Origin of the sequence: Pseudarthrobacter sp. C4D7, from assembly GCF_013359725.1 — a bacterium.
Classification (GTDB): Bacteria; Actinomycetota; Actinomycetes; order Actinomycetales; family Micrococcaceae; genus Arthrobacter.
Map to the genome: position 1 here is coordinate 1 of NZ_JABFMW010000010.1, position 16,575 is coordinate 16,575.

14 protein-coding genes and 1 pseudogene are annotated in these 16,575 nt (G+C 68.9%); 2 read left to right on the forward strand and 13 right to left on the reverse strand.

Annotated features, from left to right (window positions below):
• Positions 1-34: 34 nt before the first annotated feature.
• The 8 genes and pseudogenes from HNO81_RS09250 to HNO81_RS09285 form a co-directional block, all read right to left on the reverse strand.
• A complete protein-coding gene (locus HNO81_RS09250; RefSeq protein ID WP_175317837.1) occupies positions 35-1,270 on the reverse strand; it encodes a DUF3500 domain-containing protein in 1,236 nt (411 codons plus the stop codon).
• On the reverse strand, positions 1,248-3,014 hold the full coding sequence (locus tag HNO81_RS09255; protein ID WP_175317838.1) for an FAD-dependent monooxygenase: 1,767 nt from the start codon (positions 3,012-3,014) through the stop codon (positions 1,248-1,250). The genes HNO81_RS09250 and HNO81_RS09255 overlap by 23 nt, the downstream gene beginning before the upstream one ends.
• Positions 3,014-3,895 carry a fumarylacetoacetate hydrolase family protein gene (locus HNO81_RS09260; RefSeq protein ID WP_175317839.1) on the reverse strand — a complete coding sequence of 294 codons (882 nt, stop codon included), beginning with the start codon at positions 3,893-3,895 and terminating at the stop codon, positions 3,014-3,016. The genes HNO81_RS09255 and HNO81_RS09260 overlap by 1 nt, the downstream gene beginning before the upstream one ends.
• A gap of 58 nt (positions 3,896-3,953) precedes the next feature.
• The gene (locus tag HNO81_RS09265; protein WP_175317840.1) at positions 3,954-4,835 is read right to left on the reverse strand and encodes an alpha/beta hydrolase; all 882 of its coding nucleotides are present in this window, start codon (positions 4,833-4,835) and stop codon (positions 3,954-3,956) included.
• Positions 4,836-5,276: 441 nt separating this feature from the next.
• Positions 5,277-5,759, reverse strand: coding sequence for a hypothetical protein (locus HNO81_RS09270; RefSeq protein WP_175317841.1), 483 nt, complete (start codon positions 5,757-5,759; stop codon positions 5,277-5,279).
• A complete protein-coding gene (locus HNO81_RS09275) occupies positions 5,756-8,221 on the reverse strand; it encodes a molybdopterin oxidoreductase family protein (RefSeq protein ID WP_175317842.1) in 2,466 nt (821 codons plus the stop codon). The genes HNO81_RS09270 and HNO81_RS09275 overlap by 4 nt, the downstream gene beginning before the upstream one ends.
• Before the next feature lie 95 nt (positions 8,222-8,316).
• Positions 8,317-9,312, reverse strand: coding sequence for a bile acid:sodium symporter family protein (locus HNO81_RS09280; RefSeq protein ID WP_175317843.1), 996 nt, complete (start codon positions 9,310-9,312; stop codon positions 8,317-8,319).
• 104 nt (positions 9,313-9,416) lie between these two features.
• Positions 9,417-9,713 (reverse strand): annotated as a pseudogene (locus tag HNO81_RS09285) (p-hydroxycinnamoyl-CoA synthetase); the annotation flags it as partial.
• Between HNO81_RS09285 and HNO81_RS09290 the strand changes: the two are divergent.
• A complete protein-coding gene (locus HNO81_RS09290; RefSeq protein ID WP_254703396.1) occupies positions 9,712-9,966 on the forward strand; it encodes a MarR family winged helix-turn-helix transcriptional regulator in 255 nt (84 codons plus the stop codon). The pseudogene HNO81_RS09285 and the gene HNO81_RS09290 overlap by 2 nt on opposite strands.
• A gap of 26 nt (positions 9,967-9,992) precedes the next feature.
• On the opposite strand, the gene HNO81_RS09295 is transcribed toward HNO81_RS09290, so the two are convergent.
• Positions 9,993-10,307 (reverse strand): antibiotic biosynthesis monooxygenase, encoded by a 315-nt coding sequence (locus tag HNO81_RS09295; RefSeq protein WP_175317844.1) that lies wholly within the window; start codon positions 10,305-10,307, stop codon positions 9,993-9,995.
• A gap of 83 nt (positions 10,308-10,390) precedes the next feature.
• Between HNO81_RS09295 and HNO81_RS09300 the strand changes: the two genes are divergently transcribed.
• Positions 10,391-11,011: a hypothetical protein gene (locus tag HNO81_RS09300; protein WP_175317845.1), complete on the forward strand. Its 621-nt coding sequence runs from the start codon at positions 10,391-10,393 to the stop codon at positions 11,009-11,011.
• Positions 11,012-11,030: 19 nt separating this feature from the next.
• Here HNO81_RS09300 and HNO81_RS09305 read toward each other — a convergent pair whose 3' ends face one another.
• The 4 genes from HNO81_RS09305 to HNO81_RS09320 all read right to left on the reverse strand — a co-directional run bounded on the left by HNO81_RS09305 (position 11,031) and on the right by HNO81_RS09320 (position 16,575).
• Complete coding sequence (locus HNO81_RS09305; protein ID WP_175317846.1) at positions 11,031-11,855, reverse strand: class I SAM-dependent methyltransferase; 825 nt, start codon at positions 11,853-11,855, stop codon at positions 11,031-11,033.
• A 72-nt stretch (positions 11,856-11,927) separates the two neighbouring features.
• Positions 11,928-12,890 (reverse strand): alpha/beta hydrolase, encoded by a 963-nt coding sequence (locus tag HNO81_RS09310; protein ID WP_175317847.1) that lies wholly within the window; start codon positions 12,888-12,890, stop codon positions 11,928-11,930.
• On the reverse strand, positions 12,887-13,864 hold the full coding sequence (locus HNO81_RS09315; RefSeq protein ID WP_175317848.1) for an alpha/beta hydrolase: 978 nt from the start codon (positions 13,862-13,864) through the stop codon (positions 12,887-12,889). The genes HNO81_RS09310 and HNO81_RS09315 overlap by 4 nt, the downstream gene beginning before the upstream one ends.
• Complete coding sequence (locus HNO81_RS09320) at positions 13,861-16,575, reverse strand: alpha-L-rhamnosidase (RefSeq protein WP_175317849.1); 2,715 nt, start codon at positions 16,573-16,575, stop codon at positions 13,861-13,863. The genes HNO81_RS09315 and HNO81_RS09320 overlap by 4 nt, the downstream gene beginning before the upstream one ends.

Sequence of the window (16,575 nt, forward strand, 5' to 3'; positions counted from 1 at the left end):
GTGGGATGGGATGCGTCAGGAGGTGGTGGGGGGATCAGGCGGTGGCTTCCCTGAGAAGTTCGCGGCCGTAGTCGTTGCCGTTGGGGGTGCGGACCACGGTGTGCATGTGGAACGGGGCGGGCTCCTCGTTACTGAGGAAGACGCCGGTGTGGTGGTCCAGTTCCAGCACCACCACCGGGCTCTGCACCCGGAAGTAGAACGCTTCCTCCCCCTCCCAGCCGCCGATCCAGCTGAAAAACGTCTCACCGTAGTGCTCCTGGATCTCCCGGCGGCGCGCGGCGCGGGGACCGTCCGGGAGGTAGGCGATGAAGTCCTCCACCACGGCGTCAAGCAGCTCCCGGGCTCCGGGCGGCATGCCGGTGACCGGGATGCCCTCGTACGGGATCACCCGGTTGTCCTGGAAGCAGCCGCCCAGGTGCCGTTCGTCGCCCGGGTGGAGGCGGCCCGCGGGCATGGCCGGATCCACCATCGCCGCATAGACAACAGCGCGTTCCTGCAGGTCTTCGGGCAGCGCGGCCATCAGCTGCCGGGCCAGGGCGATGCGCTCCTTGAACACCTTGACGCCCTGGTGCGGGCCGGCGTCGATCATGTCCGGTTCGGCGCCCATGAATACCGGCGAGACCACCAGCTGTGTCCCGGCCACCAGGCAGTTCAGCGCCGCGTGGTGGCCGAACAGCTGCCACCCCCACGGCTCAGTTTCGGACGGCTCCCCGTACAGGGCGAAGTTGTAGCTGAACTCGTTCATGAGCAACGGCAGCTCCACCAGGTCACCCAGGAAGCCATTGATGCGCATCAGGTTCCGCACCAGTTCAAAGCCGGCCGGGCTCAGCGAAGCCTCCATCACGCCCAGCACCGCGTCCCGTACGGGGGCGACAATCTCATCCAGGCGCAGACCGGTATCGTGCTGCATGAATTCGGGGTTGGCCCAGCTCTGCCACTCCGGCGCGTCCACGGCGTAGCAGAGCTTCCCGGCCTGGTCCGCGGTGACAGTACCCAGCAGCTTCCGCGCCGCAGCCACCATGGCCGCGGTGGGCGCTTCCTCCCCGGGCCGGGCCTGCGCCAGCGGGTAGAGGCCCTCCCGGCGGACACCGTCGCTGGTGATCCCGGTGAACGGCTGCGGATAGAGCTTCCGCCAGCCCTCGATCATGGGCCCGGCGAACGCGTCGGTCTTGGCGGCCTCGGCGTACCCGCGGGCATCCAGTCCGCGGATGTCCGCCACGCGGGGGTGGTCCGGGGCGAAGAGGTAATCACGGAATGACGGCGTCGACACGGGCGCTCCTGGTTTCGGGGGTAGGTGCAGGTTCTTCAGGACGTGCGGGAGGAAAAGCGGGCGCCCAGCCCGCGGCAACGGACAGCGCGGCGGCGGCTTCCACCGGGGAGTTGCCGCGCCAGGCCACGTGCTGGTCGGGACGGACCAGCACGGCGGGAGCACCCCACAGGTCCGCAGGGTGCGTGCCGTCGACGGACGGCCCGACGACGGCGACGGTCACCGGGATGCCCTTCCGGGCACCGGCGGCCAGGACCGGCTCGAAAAATGCTGCGGCGTCCGCCCCGCCCAGCGATCCGGCGTCGGCCAGCAGGGTGAAACCTGGCCCCAGGGCGCTGTACAGGGAACGGGAATCGGCCAGCCAGGCGTGCGGCAGCAGTGCCCCCGGAGACGCGGACGGGACGTAGCGGATGGGGTCTTCGGCGGGGAGGGCTGATCCGTCCGGCAGCACCACGGGCGAGCCGCCGTACGCGTAGCCCAACACCAGGCCGAGCGAATCGAACTCGCTCTGCTTCACGGCGAGCGCCTGGCGGGCAGCGCCGCGGGCGGCGTCCCCCGCCGGCCCGTCCGCACGCAGCTCCGGATCCGCGAAGTGGTAGGCCAAGGCCTTGCCGTTGGCCGCGGCGTCGCGGATGGTGCGCGCAGCCACGGGCCGGCGCTCGACCCCGTAGCTGGCGAGGAGTCCGGGACCCGCCCAGCCGTTGATGGTGGCGGCGAGCTTCCAGGCCAGGTTGGCGGCGTCGCCGATACAGGTGTTAAAGCCGTGGCCTCCCCAGGGCGGGTTGAGGTGGGCGGCGTCCCCCACCAGGAAGACGTTGCCGCGGCTGTAGTCAGGAGCCAGCAGCATCCGGGCCGTCCACGGGTCGGTGGCCACCACCTCGATGTCCACGTCCGAGCCCACCAGGGAGCGGACCATCGCGGCCGCATCCCCGGCAGTGACCGTCACCGAGGGATCCACGCCCTGGACGATCGCCCACCACGTGCCGTCACGGTCCATCGGCCCCACCATGCCGGAGGTCTCGGAGCCCACCACCCAGTACTGAACGGCCGGGTCCAGGGCGACGGCGGATGCCAGCGATTTCGAGCGGAAAAGGATGCTGATGTTGGACAGCTCGGCGGAGCCGCCTTCCAGCCGCAGTCCCAGGCTGCGGCGCACGGCGGAGGACCCGCCGTCCGCGCCGATGACGTACTCCGCGGCGAGGGTGCGTTCGGCCCCTGCGGGGTCCCTAACGACGACGGCGCAGGGTTCCGTGGCTGCCCCGCCTTCCGGGGCGCTGACGCCGGTAACCGTCCACCCGGGCAGGAAGGTCACCAGCGGGTGGCGTTCGGCGGCGGTGCGGAGCACCTCTTCGAGGACGGGTTGCGGTACCTGCTGCCCGCACTCCGGCTGCGGTCCGTACCGGCCAGGGACCAGCTGGAACGCGTTGCGGAACCGGCGCAGCTCATGCGCCGCAGGGCCGGTGAGGCCGGTGCAGAAGATGACGTCCTGGGCGTACTCCACCGGCAACGGCGACGCTTCCCGCAGGGTGTCGGCAAGGCCCAGGCGGCGCAGGTGCGTCATGGTGCGGGCGTTGGTGGTCTTGGCGCGCGGACGGGTGTGGTCCAGCGTGGTCCTCGGTTCGATGACGGTGCTGGGCACGCCGCGGGCAGCGAGGTCCAGTGCCAGGAACAGGCCGCTGGGGCCGCCCCCGGCGATCAGGACCTGCACCTCCGCAGGAAGGTCCGCAGCGGACTGGAGGGAGCCCATCAGGCACGGCTCCGCAGGGAAAGATCGCCCACCGGAGTGGTGAGGGTGCCCAGTTTCTCAATCTCCACTTCCACTGTGTCGCCCGGCTGCAGGAGCCACTGCGGGGTGCGTGCATAACCGACCCCTTCGGGGGTGCCGGTGGCAATGACGTCCCCCGGGTGCAGGGTGAAGGTTTCGCTGATCAGCGAGATGATGGCCGGAACAGAGAAGATCATGTCCCGGGTGTTGCCGTTCTGGGCTTCGATGCCGTTGACTCGGGTGCGGACCTGGAGCCCGTCGCGCAGGTCGCCCACCTCGTCGCGGCTGACCAGGGGGCCCAAGGGTCCGCTGAAGTCGCCGTTCTTGCCCAGGGTCCACTGCGAGGTGAGCTTCTGGGCCCTGCGGGAGGTGATGTCGTTGAACGTGGAGTACCCAAAGACGGCATCCGACGCGGCTTCTTCGCCGGCGGACTCCACGCGCCGGCCGATGTAGGCGGCCACTTCGCCTTCCCAGTCCAGCCCTGCCTCGCCCGCCGGCACCGGCACGGGAACGTTGCCCACGGAAAGGGACGCCGTCCACCGCGCGAACAGGGTGGGGTACGGCGGCAGCTCCTGGTCCTTGAAGCTGCCCTCGGCCACGTGCGCCTTGTAGTTCAGCCCCACGCAGATCACCCGCGCGGAGGCGGGGACCAGCGGCACTTCGGCGACACTGCCGCGCTCCAGCCAGCCGTCGCCGTCGGACGCTTCGGTGTGTGCCGCGCCGGCAACCAGGGCTGCCGCCTTGTCCTGCCAGCCCTCGGCGTCGGCCCAGAAATCGTTGACGGACGTGAGCTGAAGGACGCGGGAGCCTGCGAGCGCCGCCACCCAGGGTTCGCCGTGGTGGGTGATGCCGATGAACTGCATGGGAGGCCTTTCGGTCTGGTCCGGGGTGCGCGTGCTGCCCCGGCGTGATGGTGGGAAATCAGTGCTGTTCCGCGTGGCGGCGGAAGAAGTCGAGTGTGGCGGCAATGGCCCGCTCCGCGGCGCCGCTGTTGCCGTCCGGGCTGGTCCACATGTGGTCCGCGCCCTCGAGCAGGAGGAGGTCGACGGCGTTGCCCGCGCCTTCCAGCGCAGCGGCCAGCGAGGTGGACTGGGCTGCCGGGACGAAGCGGTCCGCCGTGCCGTGGATGAGGAGGAAGGGCGGGGCGCCTGCGTGGACGTAGCTGAGCGGGCTCGCGGCCCTGGCCTTGTCCGGGGCGTCGGCGGGCTGTGCGCCAATCAGCAGCGCTTCGCGGGATCCCGGATCATCCGCCCGGGCCACGGCGTCCGGTCCCGCCTGTTCGCCCATCCTGAGCAGGTCCGTGGGCGGGTACCAGGCCACGACGCCGGCAACGGAGTCGTCGCTGTCCGTCCCGTCGGTGCCGCCCTGGCCCGCAAATTCCGCAGCCCCCGCGGTCAGGCCCAGGAGGCTGGCCAGGTGCCCGCCGGCCGAATCGCCCCAGGCGTAGATGCGGTGCGGGTCCACGCCGTATTCGGCCGCGTGGGTGCGGAGCCAGCGGACAGCCGCCTTGGCGTCCGCCAGCTGGGCTGGGAAGGTGGCCACCCCGCTGAGGCGGTAGTCCGCCGAGGCCACCACGAACCCTGCGTCCGCGAGCTGCTCGATGGGGCTGAGTCCAAAACCGTCAACAGCGGGGCCCAGTGAGGACCGCTCACCCATCCGCCAGCCGCCGCCGTGGAAATGGACCACGGCGGGCCGGGCGCCCTGGCGCGTTTCTCCCGCAGGAAGGTAGAGGTCCAGCAGCAGCGGCTCCGCGTTCCGTGGCCGGGCGAACTCGATCCCCTTGAGGATCCGCGGTCCCGTCATCGTTGACTCCATGTGTAGCGCGCCGTTTCTGTGCTGGGTGTAGTGAAGCGTTTAGTGAACTGCTGGATGGGCTGGGCGGGGGCCGCAACGGGCCACCCGTTCATTGACTCAACTCTGTGCCATGGGCCGGCCTGCACGCGCCGCTAGTTTCACTGAATGAAACTGGTTCGCCCAGCACTGGATCCTCCCACGGGGTGCGTGCGCCGGAGTTGAACCTGACGCGGCGTCAGGTTCTACGGTGGGCGAGATGGAACCACCGGAAGAATCCCGCTGGAGTTGGCGAGATTGGCGCCCTGCTGGACGGGTCGAAAGGAAGTTCCGGTTCCCTGCAAAAACTGCTGCGGAGGCAGCTTGAGGCCTTAAGCGAGCAGGCGCTGCAGGTCCTGGTGGCGCACCTCCAGGCGGCGCGGGAGACGCTCTGAAAGTTCCCGCAGCCGGCGCTTAGCTGACCAGGATCTGGGTGGCGGACTCCTTCAGCTTCCCGTTGGCCCACTTCATCTGGCGGATGGTCTGCGGGTGGCACTTCTCCGCCAGGGCCAGGAGGTTCTTGTCCTTCATCCCCTGGGCGGCCTGGGCCAGCAGTTCCCAGTCCGCTGACACCCCGCAGGCCTTCAGGTAGAGCTCGCGGAGGTCGCGCAGCAGCAGCATCCCGGTTTCGGGGCGCCGGCCAACCATCCCGCTGCCCTTCTCCCGGATGGTTTCCATCAGCCCTGCTTCACTGCGGGGCTCCGGGTCCAGGTTTTGGCCGTAGTTCTTGGCGATGTGCGCGATGTCCCGGACGTGCTGCTGCGACCAGCGCGCCAGGTCCCGGGCCAGGTGGTAGATCTCGTGGTCCACCTTGTGCCGCTCGGAGACGACCAGCAGATGGTGTGCCAAGTCATTTTCGGAGCGGTGCATTTCCTCCAGTACCAGCCCGAATTTCATCGTGCGACTCCTGCCGTGCCGGTTGCCTCGTCCGCCAAAGCGGTGGCGATGCCCTTGGTCCTGGCGCCTTCCGGGAAGTCGCCCACCGGAGCCGACGCCGTGGTGGTGGGCGCCTGGGACGGCCCGTCGCCGCCGGAAATGCGGGTAACGCGTGCTGCCGCCGTCTTGAAGATGGGCTGCTTGGACGCCGCATCCCAGTCGGTGATGGTCAGTTCGTTCGCTGCGCGCCCTGCCCCGTCCGGCTGGTGTCCGCCGTTCGTGTCCCAGTAGCCGTAATGGAAGGGTAGGAAGAGGACGCCGTTCCGGATGCCGCTGATCCGCACCTTGGCACGGACCGAACCGCGGGGTGTCTCCACCTCGGCAAGGTCGCCTTCGGCGATCCCGTACGCGCCGGCGTCGTCCGCTGACAACTCCACCCAGACGTCCGGCGCGGCCGCCTGCAGCTCAGGTGCCCGTCCCGTCTTGGTGCGGGTATGGAACTGGTAGAGCGTGCGGCCGGTGATGAGCTGGAGGGGGAAGTCCTGGCTGGGCAGCTCGTGCGGCGGCATGTATTCGGCGGCCTTGATGATGGCCTTGCCCTCCGGGTTCAGGGCCTTGTACTCCGTGGGTTCCACGGGCGCACCGGTGATGAGGTCGCGGCCGTAGGTTTCGCAGTAGTCGGGGTGCGCCCAGAATTTTCCGTCAGCGTAGATGCGCTCCGTACCGTCCGGATTTTCGTCGTTGCAGGGCCACTGGATGCCGGAGCCGCCGCGCAGTTTGGCGTAGGTGATGCCCGTGTAGTCGCAGGGCCGGCCGCGGGTACATTCCTTCCAGGCCTCGAAGGCGGATTCGGGGTCGTGCCACTTGATCAGCGGCTGCCCGTCCTTGTCCTGCAGGCCCATGCGGTGGGCGTAGTCGATGAAGATCTCCAGGTCCGGCCGGGCCTCGCCCGGCGGGTCCACGGCCTTCTCGGAGAGGTGGACGGTGCGGTCCACATTCGTGAAGGTGCCGGTCTTCTCGCCCCAGGTGGCGGCGGGAAGGACGACGTCGGCCAGCTGGGCGGTCTCGGACAGGAAGATGTCCTGCACCACCAGGAACAGGCGGTCCTGTTCCAGGATGCCGCGGATGCGTGCCAGCTCGGGCAGCGAGACGGCCGGGTTGGTGCCGCTGACCCACAGCATCCGGATGGAGCCGTCCTCCGCGTACCGCATCATCTGCATGACGTGCGTGGGCGGGGAGTAGTGCGGGATGGACATGGGATCTATGTTCCAGACCCTGGCCAGGTCCTGGATGTGCGCATCGTTGGACCAGTTCCGGAAGGCGGCGAGGTCGCCGTCGGCCCCGCATTCGCGGGTGTTTTCGGCGGTGGGCTGGCCGTTCATCTGCAGGATGCCGCAGCCGGGTTTGCCCAGCATGCCGCGGATGATGTTGACGTTGTTGACCTGCACGGCGGCGGCCGTGGCCTGGTTGGACTGGTAGAAGCCCTGCAGCACCGTGGACAGCAGCCGCTCCGCGTGGCCGATGATGCTGGCCGCCTCGGAGATCTGTTCCGCCGGGACGCCGCAGATTTCCGCCACGAGAGCCGGAGGGTAGTTCTTGACCTCTTTTTCGAGCTCCGGGTACCCCACGGTGTGGGCCCGGATGTACTCCTGGTCCACCCAGCCGTTGGTGATGATCTCGTGCAGGATGCCGTTCATCAGGGCCACGTTGGTGCCGGGCCGCGGCGCCAGGTGCACGGTGGCGGCCCTGGCCACGGGCGTCCTGCGCGGGTCCACGCAGATGATCTTCGGCGGGTTGGGGCCGGCCAGCCGGTCCAGCATGCGGGTCCAGAGGACGGCCTGGGTTTCGGCCACGTTGTGCCCGTACAGCGCGATGACATCGGCGTGGTCCACGTCCGTGTAGGAGCCGGGCTGGCCGTCGCAGCCGAAGGATTCCTTCAGGGCCTCGCCGGCAGTCGCGGTGCACAGACGCGTGTTGCCGTCCACGTGGTTGGTGCCGATGCCACCGTGGGCCATAGTGCCCAGGGTGTAGTACTCCTCGGAGAAGAGCTGGCCGGTGGTGTAGAAGCCAAGGGCGCTGGGGCCCTGCTCCGCGAGCAGCGCCTTGGACTTGTCCACGATGCGCTGCATGGCGGTGTCCCAGTCCGTCTCCACCAGCTTTCCGCCCTCGCGGATGAGGGGTTTGGTGAGCCGGTCCCGGGAGGCGTTGGCCTGCCAGCCGTAGAGGTCCTTGGGGCCCAGGCGGCCGTGGTTGACGCGGTCCACGGCCCGTCCCCGCACGCCGACGATCCTGTTGTCCTTGACGGCGATGTCCATGGCGTCGCCGTTGGAATGCAGGAGCGACGCCGTCTGGACCCATCGGTCCACGTCTTCCGGCGCCACCCCTTCTGCCAGGTGGGTATCCACCCTGACCGGCCAGTCAGCGCCGCTGCCGTACGGCGTCCGTGTCCCCCATGGTTCAGCTATTCGGTCAATCCGAGCCATCTGTCCATCTCCTTACAGGAACCGGCGGACAGCGCAGAAACGGCGCTGTCCCTATCGGATTCTGTACCCGGAATGGCTGGCTGGAAACGGGCTTCTTAGGCCTGGTTGTCCTGCAGCGGACGCCGGGCCAGCCACGCGGCCACGATGGCGCCGGAGATGTTGTGCCAGAGCGAGAAAACTGCGGACGGCAGTGCAGCCAGCGGAGTGAAGTGTGCGGTGGCGAGCGTCGCGGCCAGGCCGGAGTTCTGCATGCCCACTTCGAAAGCGAGGGCGCGGCGGGCTTTGTCGTCCAGGCGGCCCAGCTTGCCGGCCAGGTAGCCGAGGCCCAGTCCAAAGCCGTTGTGCAGCACCACGGCAAGGAACACGATGGCCCCGGCCTCAATGATCTTGTTGGCGCTGCCGGCCACCACGATGGCCACGATCAGGGAGATCACGACGGCGGACGCCCACGGCAGCGCGGGCAGCACCTTGTCGACGAGCTTCTTAAGGAAGACCCGGGCGAGGAGCCCGGCGATCACCGGCAGCAGCACGGTCTTGACGATGTCCAGCACCATGCCCGCGGCGTCGATCTGCAGGTAGGAGCCAGCCAGGAACAGGACCAGCAGCGGGGTGACGATCGGGGCGATCAGGGTGGAGACGGAGGCCACCGCCACGGAGAGGGCAACATCGCCCTTCGCCAGGAAGGCCATGACGTTCGAGGCCGTGCCGGAGGGTGCGCAGCCCACCAGGATCACGCCGACGGCCAGTTCGGGCGGGAGATTCAGGGCACCGGCGATCAGCCAGCCGGCGCCGGGCATGATCACGTAGTGCGCCACGATGCCCAGGGCTACAGCCCACGGCCGCTTGGCCACCGCGGCGAAGTCCGGCGGGGTGAGGGTCAGGCCCATGCAGAACATGATGATGCCCAGCAGGTAGGGCACGCTGGGGGCCATGGGCTTGAAGACTCCGGGGAGCAGGAAACCGAGGATGCCTGCGACAACCACCAGGATGGGGAACACGGTCACCGCGATGCGGGCGATTTTGCTTTCCGCTTCGAGCGCGGGGTTGACGGGTGTTCCGTCCGAATTCTGGGGTTTAGTTGCCTCAAGCATCCAATCATGGTGGCACCGGCTGGTATGGTTCCGCCAATTGATGACCGTGAACGGTAACAACGGCGGAACCACATGGAGTGGCAGCCTTGGGCGGCATCAGCCTTTCAAAGCTGCTTCCGGAGCTCCATCTTCCGGATCTTGCCGCTGGCGGTGCGCGGCATGTCCTCCACCACCACCATCGACTTGGGGATCTTGTAGCGGGCAAGCCGGCCGTCGAGGAAACTGCGGAGCTGCTCCGCGGTCAGCGATTCCCCCTCGCGCAGGGTCACGATCGCCTGCGGGACCTCGCCCCACTTGTCATCCGGAATGCCGATGACGGCCACGCCGCCCACGGCGCCGTGCGCGGAGATGACCGCTTCCACCTCTGCCGGGTAAATGTTCTCCCCGCCGGAGATGATCATGCCGGCCGAAGCCGTTGGGGTGGTCACGCTGGTGGACGACCTGGAACGCCGCGGCCTGGTGGAACGGGCGCAGGGCAAGCAGGACCGGCGCGCAAAAATCATCGTCTCCACGGCTGAGGGGCGGAAGATGCATGCAAAAGCCCGCACGGCCATGGACGCGGCGGAGCTGAACCAGCTGGCTGTGCTGTCCGGGGAAGAGTCCCAGGAGTTGAAGCGGCTGCTCCGCAAGGCCCTGTGGGGTGCGGCGGAGTAATGTGCGTGTTCCCGCGGCGCGGGGTTTCAGTTCCCGGCCGTCGTCCGCCCGGAGCTCACGGATTCGTAGTGTTCCACCAAAGGGAACGGCTCGTAGAACCTGTGCAGAAGCCCCCGCCACTGCTGATACTCCCGGGATCCCCTGAAACCGACGGTGTGGTCCTCCAGGCTGTCCCACTCGACCAGAAGCAAGTACGTGTTGGGTGTCTCGATGGAGCGCGAGAGCGACAGCGAGATGAAACCGGGCATCGACGCGATAATCGGGCGGGCGTGGTCGAATGCTGCCTCAAATTCTGCTTCCCGGCCTGCAATGACAGGCAGCAGCGCGTGTTCGGTAATCATGGGGCAAGTTTGGCAGACGCCGGGACAGCCGCGGACGGACGCCTGCCGTGGTTAGCTTTAGCCCTACCCGGGGGAGAAGCCTGATGACAACAAACGTTGAAGAACTCGCATCCGACATGATGAGGTTTGCCTTTCTGCTGCGGCACTTGAATCTTGTGGCAGTGGCCCTCAAATGCGAAGCCTTTGCACGGGCGCTTCAGAGTGAACCAACGCAGGAGTCCGTGGAGGAGGTCCGGCTGTGGCTCCGCGGGGCAATGAAAGGCGGCAGCGGGAGCCTCAGCGACAGGTACGTGCAGAAGGAGGGAGCGGTGGACGAGGTCCTTAACGCCGAGTACGAGGGGCTCCTCCAGAAGTTCACGGATTTTGTCAACGCTGGGCCTGAATCGAAAGAGAGTGCCGCCGCTGCGATGTTCGGCGACGGCAGCACGTACTTCCGCCTGGTTGAGGTTCCGGTCCGCAGGGGATGGTTCTCACGCACCGGGACGTACACGTACGAGGTAGCCACCGGGCCGGGAGCCACCTGCCTGGTGACGCGGGATCAACTCGGTGACGCTGTGGGCTATGGACCCGGGCGCTCCCGGAAGGACTGGCAGGAGTGCCAGATGACTGCTGACCGCCTGTTCCGGGAGGCACGCAAGGAGGACTGGGTCCACTACTCCAGCTCCTGGGTGGTTCCGGATGAGGTACTCCGCCGCCACTGGTAGCGGAATGGCCGCCAAAGGATCAGGCCGGCTTCGAGCACACAAACATGACGGTGCGGATGCGCCGTTCGGCGAGGTTGGCCACCTGGTTGGCCGTCATCTGCGCGAAGCTGTCACCGAGGAAGGTTGCGAACGTCACCGGTGGTGGCCCTTCCCGCTGGATCTTGGCACGCATCTTCTGGAACCAGGCCAGGCTCTCCTCCGTCGAGTCCAGCTCTGAAATGACATCGAAGCCTGCTGCCGGAAGGAATTTCCGCATCTCTTCCAGGGTCGCGGGAAAGCTGGTGGAGGAGTCAGCGGCCCACGGCACCGGGTAGTGCACTTCACCTCCTTCACCCTGCAGGACGTCGTAGGCCACAAACCTGCCGCCGGGCCGGAGGACGCGGAACGCTTCGGCGTACAGCGCGGGCTTATCGGGAATGTTCATCGCCACATGCATGGTCAGTGCGGCATCCACCGATTCCGCCGGCAGGCCGGTGGCGGTGGCGTCCCCAACGCGGAAGCGGGTGCGGCCGGACATGCCGGTCCACTCCGAGAGCGCCCCCGCCACCTCGCAGAACTCCGGCGTGAGGTCCACGCCCGTGACCGTGCACCCGGCCACCTCGGCGAGAGTCCGTGCCGGCCCGCCCAATCCGCTGCCAAGATCCAGCACATGGGAATTGGCGGTGAGGGCCAGCGCCTCCAGGATTTCCAGGGTCGCCCTGCGGCCACGGATATGGAACTCGTCAACAGCAGCCAGATCGACCGGACGCAGCGCCGTGCGGTCCACCCCGGCCGCGTCCAGGGCCGAACCGATAGCCGCCAAGAGCTTCCCGGGCCCGGTGTAAAAGTCCGAAACCTGGTTCATGGCGCCATCCTCACACCCGGCGCCGGAAGCGTCAACGGGACGCATTTCGCCGGCCGCCGGGGTTCCGCGCGCCTAAGGGCGCACAGCCGCCAGTTGGCCGGCCAGGAAGTCCAGGGCCGCCTGCCCTTCCGGCAGCCCTGCAGTGTGGTTGAGGTGGCCGTGCACTGCGCCCTCGGCCAGGAAGTAGGACACCGGAACCCCGGCCCGCTCCAATGCCGAGGCAAACTGCTCGGTGGAGCCGCGGGCGTCGTCGTACTCGCAGGCAAGCAAAGCGGCGGGCGGAAGCCCGGCAGGATCCGCGTAGCCGGGCATCGCGTAGGACGGTGCCATGCTGACTGGTCCGCCCACGTAGTTTTCCGCCGTCCGGATGCAGTCCTCCAGCGTGAACCGCAGGTGCCGCGGCAGCCCGGCCATGACCTCGCCGTCCAGGCCCCCGGCAGGCGGCGGGAGTTCGGCGTCCAGGAAGGGGTACGCCAGCAGGAGTTTGGCAGGCAGTGGTTTGCCGGCGTCGATCAGGTAGAGCGCTGCGCCCACGGCGAGGTTGCCGCCGGCACCGGCTCCGCCCAGGCAGAGCAGATCCGGGTCCAGGCCCAGGGATTCAGCGTTCGTCCGCGCCCAGAACCACGCGGCCAGGGCGTCATCGTGCGGGATGGGAAAGGACACGCCGTTGCGCGCCAGGCGGTAGTCGACGGACAGCACCGGCGTTCCCTGGTCCGCGAGAACGCGTGCCAGGTAGTCCGATTCGGGGCTGTCCATGCTTCCGCTGACGAACCCTCCGCCGTGCAGCCATACGAGCCCGGGGCTGCCGGCAGCAGCCGGCGCGCCGTAGATCCGGATGGCCACCGGCCCGTGCCGGCCGTCCGCCGCCACCGTGCGGATGGGCACGTCCGGCCCCGGCGAGCGCACGGCGTCCGGGTTGAGGAACTGCGGGCCTTCCGGCCTGGCCAGGTATTCGGCGAACCCGGCGTCGGGCGCCTGGCCGTCGTTGTGCAGGCCGGCCTCGGGGGCGGAGGCGACGGGTTTGGTGGGTGTCATGGCGTGCACAGCTTCCGTTCGAAGTAATCGATGGCGGTGGCCAGGATGGTGTCCAGCTGGTCTTCCGCGCCGAAGAAACAGTGATCGCCGCCCTCGACGGTCACCAGGTCATGGTCTACGCCGGCGTCCGCGAGTGCCGCGGCGAGGAGTTCGGACTGCGAGTGCGGGACCAGCCCGTCGGAGTCCCCATGGACCAGCAGGAATGGTGCGGCCCCGGGGGCCACGTAATTGACGGGGCTGGCCGCGGTAAGCAGACGGGGGTCATCCGAGCCCCCGACCAGCATGTGGTCGGGCTGCAGGGACGTGCCCTGCGGCACGGCCGCGGTCAGCGCTGCGGGGAACAGTCCGTCCGGCTGCTGCATGCGCGGCAGGTCCGGCAGCGAGGAGACGCCGTAAAAGTCGACGACGGCGCTGACACCGCTCGGGTGCCCCTGCGCACCGAGCCCGCCCTCCAGGTCCTGGCGGTTTCCGGTGAGTCCCAGCAGGGCCACCAAATGGCCGCCCGCGGACTCGCCCCAGGCGCCGAACCGCTCCGGATCCACATTGAGCTCCACAGCGTATTCGCGGAGGTAGCGGACTGCGGCCTTGAGGTCGTGGAGCTGCGCCGGGAACGGCGCTTCCAGGGAGTGCCGGTAGTCCGCTGTGGCGCAGGCGATGCCGGCTTGGTTGAGGAGCCGGAACACGGACTCCGGTGCGAAGGTGGGCGGCAGTTCCCGGCGGTCGCCCAGCTGGAACGCGCCGCCGTGCACCCAGAGCACCAGCGCCGTGGGACCGGAGGCACTGCTTGGCAGCCAGATGTCCAGCTTCAAGGGCCGGAAGCCAAGGGCGCGGGCGTACGTCAGTTCACGGTGCACCAGGGAAGATTCGCCGGCCGGTTCCGGCATACCGGGGGCGTCGTAGACCGGGAACGGTGGAACGTCCCGGCCGCCCGGCCTGGAAACGTCGCGGCCCCCCGTAGCTTCCTCCACTGTCATAGTGTGCTCCTCATTAGCTCAGATTGGGTGCTGTCCCCGCCGGTTGCGGCAAGGAAAGTATGGCGGCCGGGCCCGACGACGGCGGCAGGCCGGCCGGGCAGCAGCACCTGGGCGGTGGTGCCGGCGGGGATGGTGGCGGTGAGCGCCAGCACGGCGCCGTCCCCGCTTCCCTCCCGCACCGTCCACTGCACGTCGATCAGGCCGCGCGGCCCCTGGTGGGAGGTGGACGCGGAGGTGAGCCCGGCACCGGGCCGGGGTTCAATGACCAGCCGCTCCCAGCCAGAACTCCCGGAGGCCTGCCGCAGCCCGGCGGTGTAGCGGTGCAGGAAGGACACCACGGCGCCCTTGCTGTAATGGTTGAGCGACTGGTGCGCGACGCCGGCCGCGTCGATGCCGTTCCACAGTTCCCATACGGTGGTGGCGCCGCGGTCCACCATGGCCAGCCAGGACGGCTCGGAGTCCTGCAGGAGCAGTTCGTAGGCGAGGTCCAGTTCGCCGTTGTCCGCCAGGACCGGCAGCAGGTAGGGCGTGGCCAGGAAACCCGTGCCCAGGTGGGTGCCCGCGGCACGGATCAGGTCCACCAGCTGCGCGGTGACGGTGGCGCGGTGTTCCGGGCTGACCAGGTGGAAGGCCAGGGCGCGGACGCAGTTGGCCTGGCTGGCCGGCGCGACCTGCCCTGCGGCGTCGAGGTATTCGGTCTCCCAGGCCGCGCGGACGTTGGCCGAGAGCTTCGTGAGGGAGGCCGCCTCGGCGTCCCGCCCCAGGACCCCGGCGATCCGTGCCATCAGGTGGGTGGTGTGCCGGTAGTAGGCGGTGGCCACGATGCCGTTGTCCGCGGTGCGGGCGGCGAACAGGTCAGGTTCCGGGCCGTCCGGTTCCATCCATTCGCCAAAGTGGAAGCCGGTGTCCCACAGGTACTGCTCGTGCGGGGCCGGGACAGGGCTGGCGGCTGCGCGGGCTGCGTGCCGGCGGGTTTCCGCGCTGGTCCGGACGAAGCCCAGCCAGCGCTGCATGGCTTCCCAGTTTTCGGCGAGGATGGCGGCGTCCCCGGTGGCCAGGTAGGCCTCCCACGGCACCATGGCAATGGCGTCGCCCCAGCCGGCGGACCCGTTGGTGAAGCCCATGAACTCAGCGGAGGTGACAGCCGGGCCGGGCGACGGGGAGATGTTGGTGATGATGCCGTTGTCCCACTGGTCGGCGCGGACGTCGCGGAGCCATTTCCGGGTGAAGCCGGTGACGTCGTACAGGTAGGCGGCGGCGGGAATGAACAGCTGCCAGTCGCCGGTCCAGCCGGCCTTCTCGCGCTGTGGGCAGTCGGTGGGAACCTCGCAGGAGTTGCCCAGGAAGCTCCATTCGACGATGTCGTGGAGCTTGTTCAGCCGCTGGTTGCTGCAGTGGAAGGCGCCGATGCGTTCCAGGTCTGTCCGGACCAGGCAGGCGGTGATGTCAGCGGCCTGCAGGTCCGCGGCGAGGCCCTGGACGGAGACGTACTGGAAGCCGTGGGTGGTGTGCCGGGGCTCGAAGACCTCGCCGGCGGCGCCGGAGGCGGTGACGGTGTCCACCTGCCCGGCATCCCGGAATGCCCCAGGCGCGCGGAAATCGTGCGGGCGGAGGTGGTCCCGGGTGACGTCACCGTCCGGGCCGAGCGCTTCGCCGTATTTTAGCGTGATGGTTTCGTCCGGGGCCCCGAGCCGGGACAGCCGGACCCAGCCGTGGATGTTTTGGCCAAAGTCCACCACCTGGTGGCCGGTGGGCAGGCGCTTGATGGACACCGGCGCCAGTTCCTGCGTCACGCGGGTGGGAGGGGCCAGGGGGCCGGTGAGCTGCGTGAAGCTGCCGGGACGGACGACGGCGGGACGCGCCCCCGGTGCCTTGCCTGCGGGCGGTGCGCTCCCGGCGTCGCGCGCCCGGAAGTCAACCTGCTGGCCTGCCATGAGGTCAGCGCCGGTGATCCCGGTGGCGGATACCAGCCAGGAGCCGTCGGTGCCGATGACCCGCTTCCCGGCCCCGGACTCCAGCTCGAGCTGGGCAAGGAACGCGGTGTGCGTGCCGTACATGTCGGCGTCGCGCGTGTACCCGAAGGTGCCGCGGAACCAGCCGTCGGTGAGGATGGCGCGGATGGTGTTGGGGCCTTCGCAGAGCAGGTCCGTGACGTCGTGGGCCTGGACCTGGAGGGTGGTGTGGTAACTGGTGGAGCCTGGGGTGAGCTGCTGGTCGCCCACGCGCCGGCCGTTGATGAAGAGTTCGTAGATGCCGTGGGCGGTGGCGTAGGCGCGGGCCCTGGCCGGGGCGGAGCCCAGCGTAAAGGTTTTGGTGAACGCGTAACCGGGGCGCTCCCCCGCTGCCGGGATCTCCGGTTCGTCGGAGCCGATCCACTGCGCCACCCAGTCCGTGGCGTGCAGGAGGCCCAGTTCCACGGACACGGGCCGTGACCATCCCGTGGCTGTTTCGGCGCCGGTTTCATCGGTGTTCCAAGTGCGGACGCGCCATTCGAAGTGGCTGCGGGAGGCCAGCGGGGGGCCGCTGTAGGGGACGGCGCACGCCGCTGATTCCTGCCGGCCCGTGTCCCAGCCGTTGCTGGCGGTGATCCGGTAGGCCGTCTGGCTGCCGGTGCCCCCGGGCGGCGTCCAGCTGAGGCGCGGCTCCCGCACGGCCAGGCCCATGGCCTCGCTCAAGTGTTCGGCCCGAAGCCGGGTGGGGGCGGCGCTCAT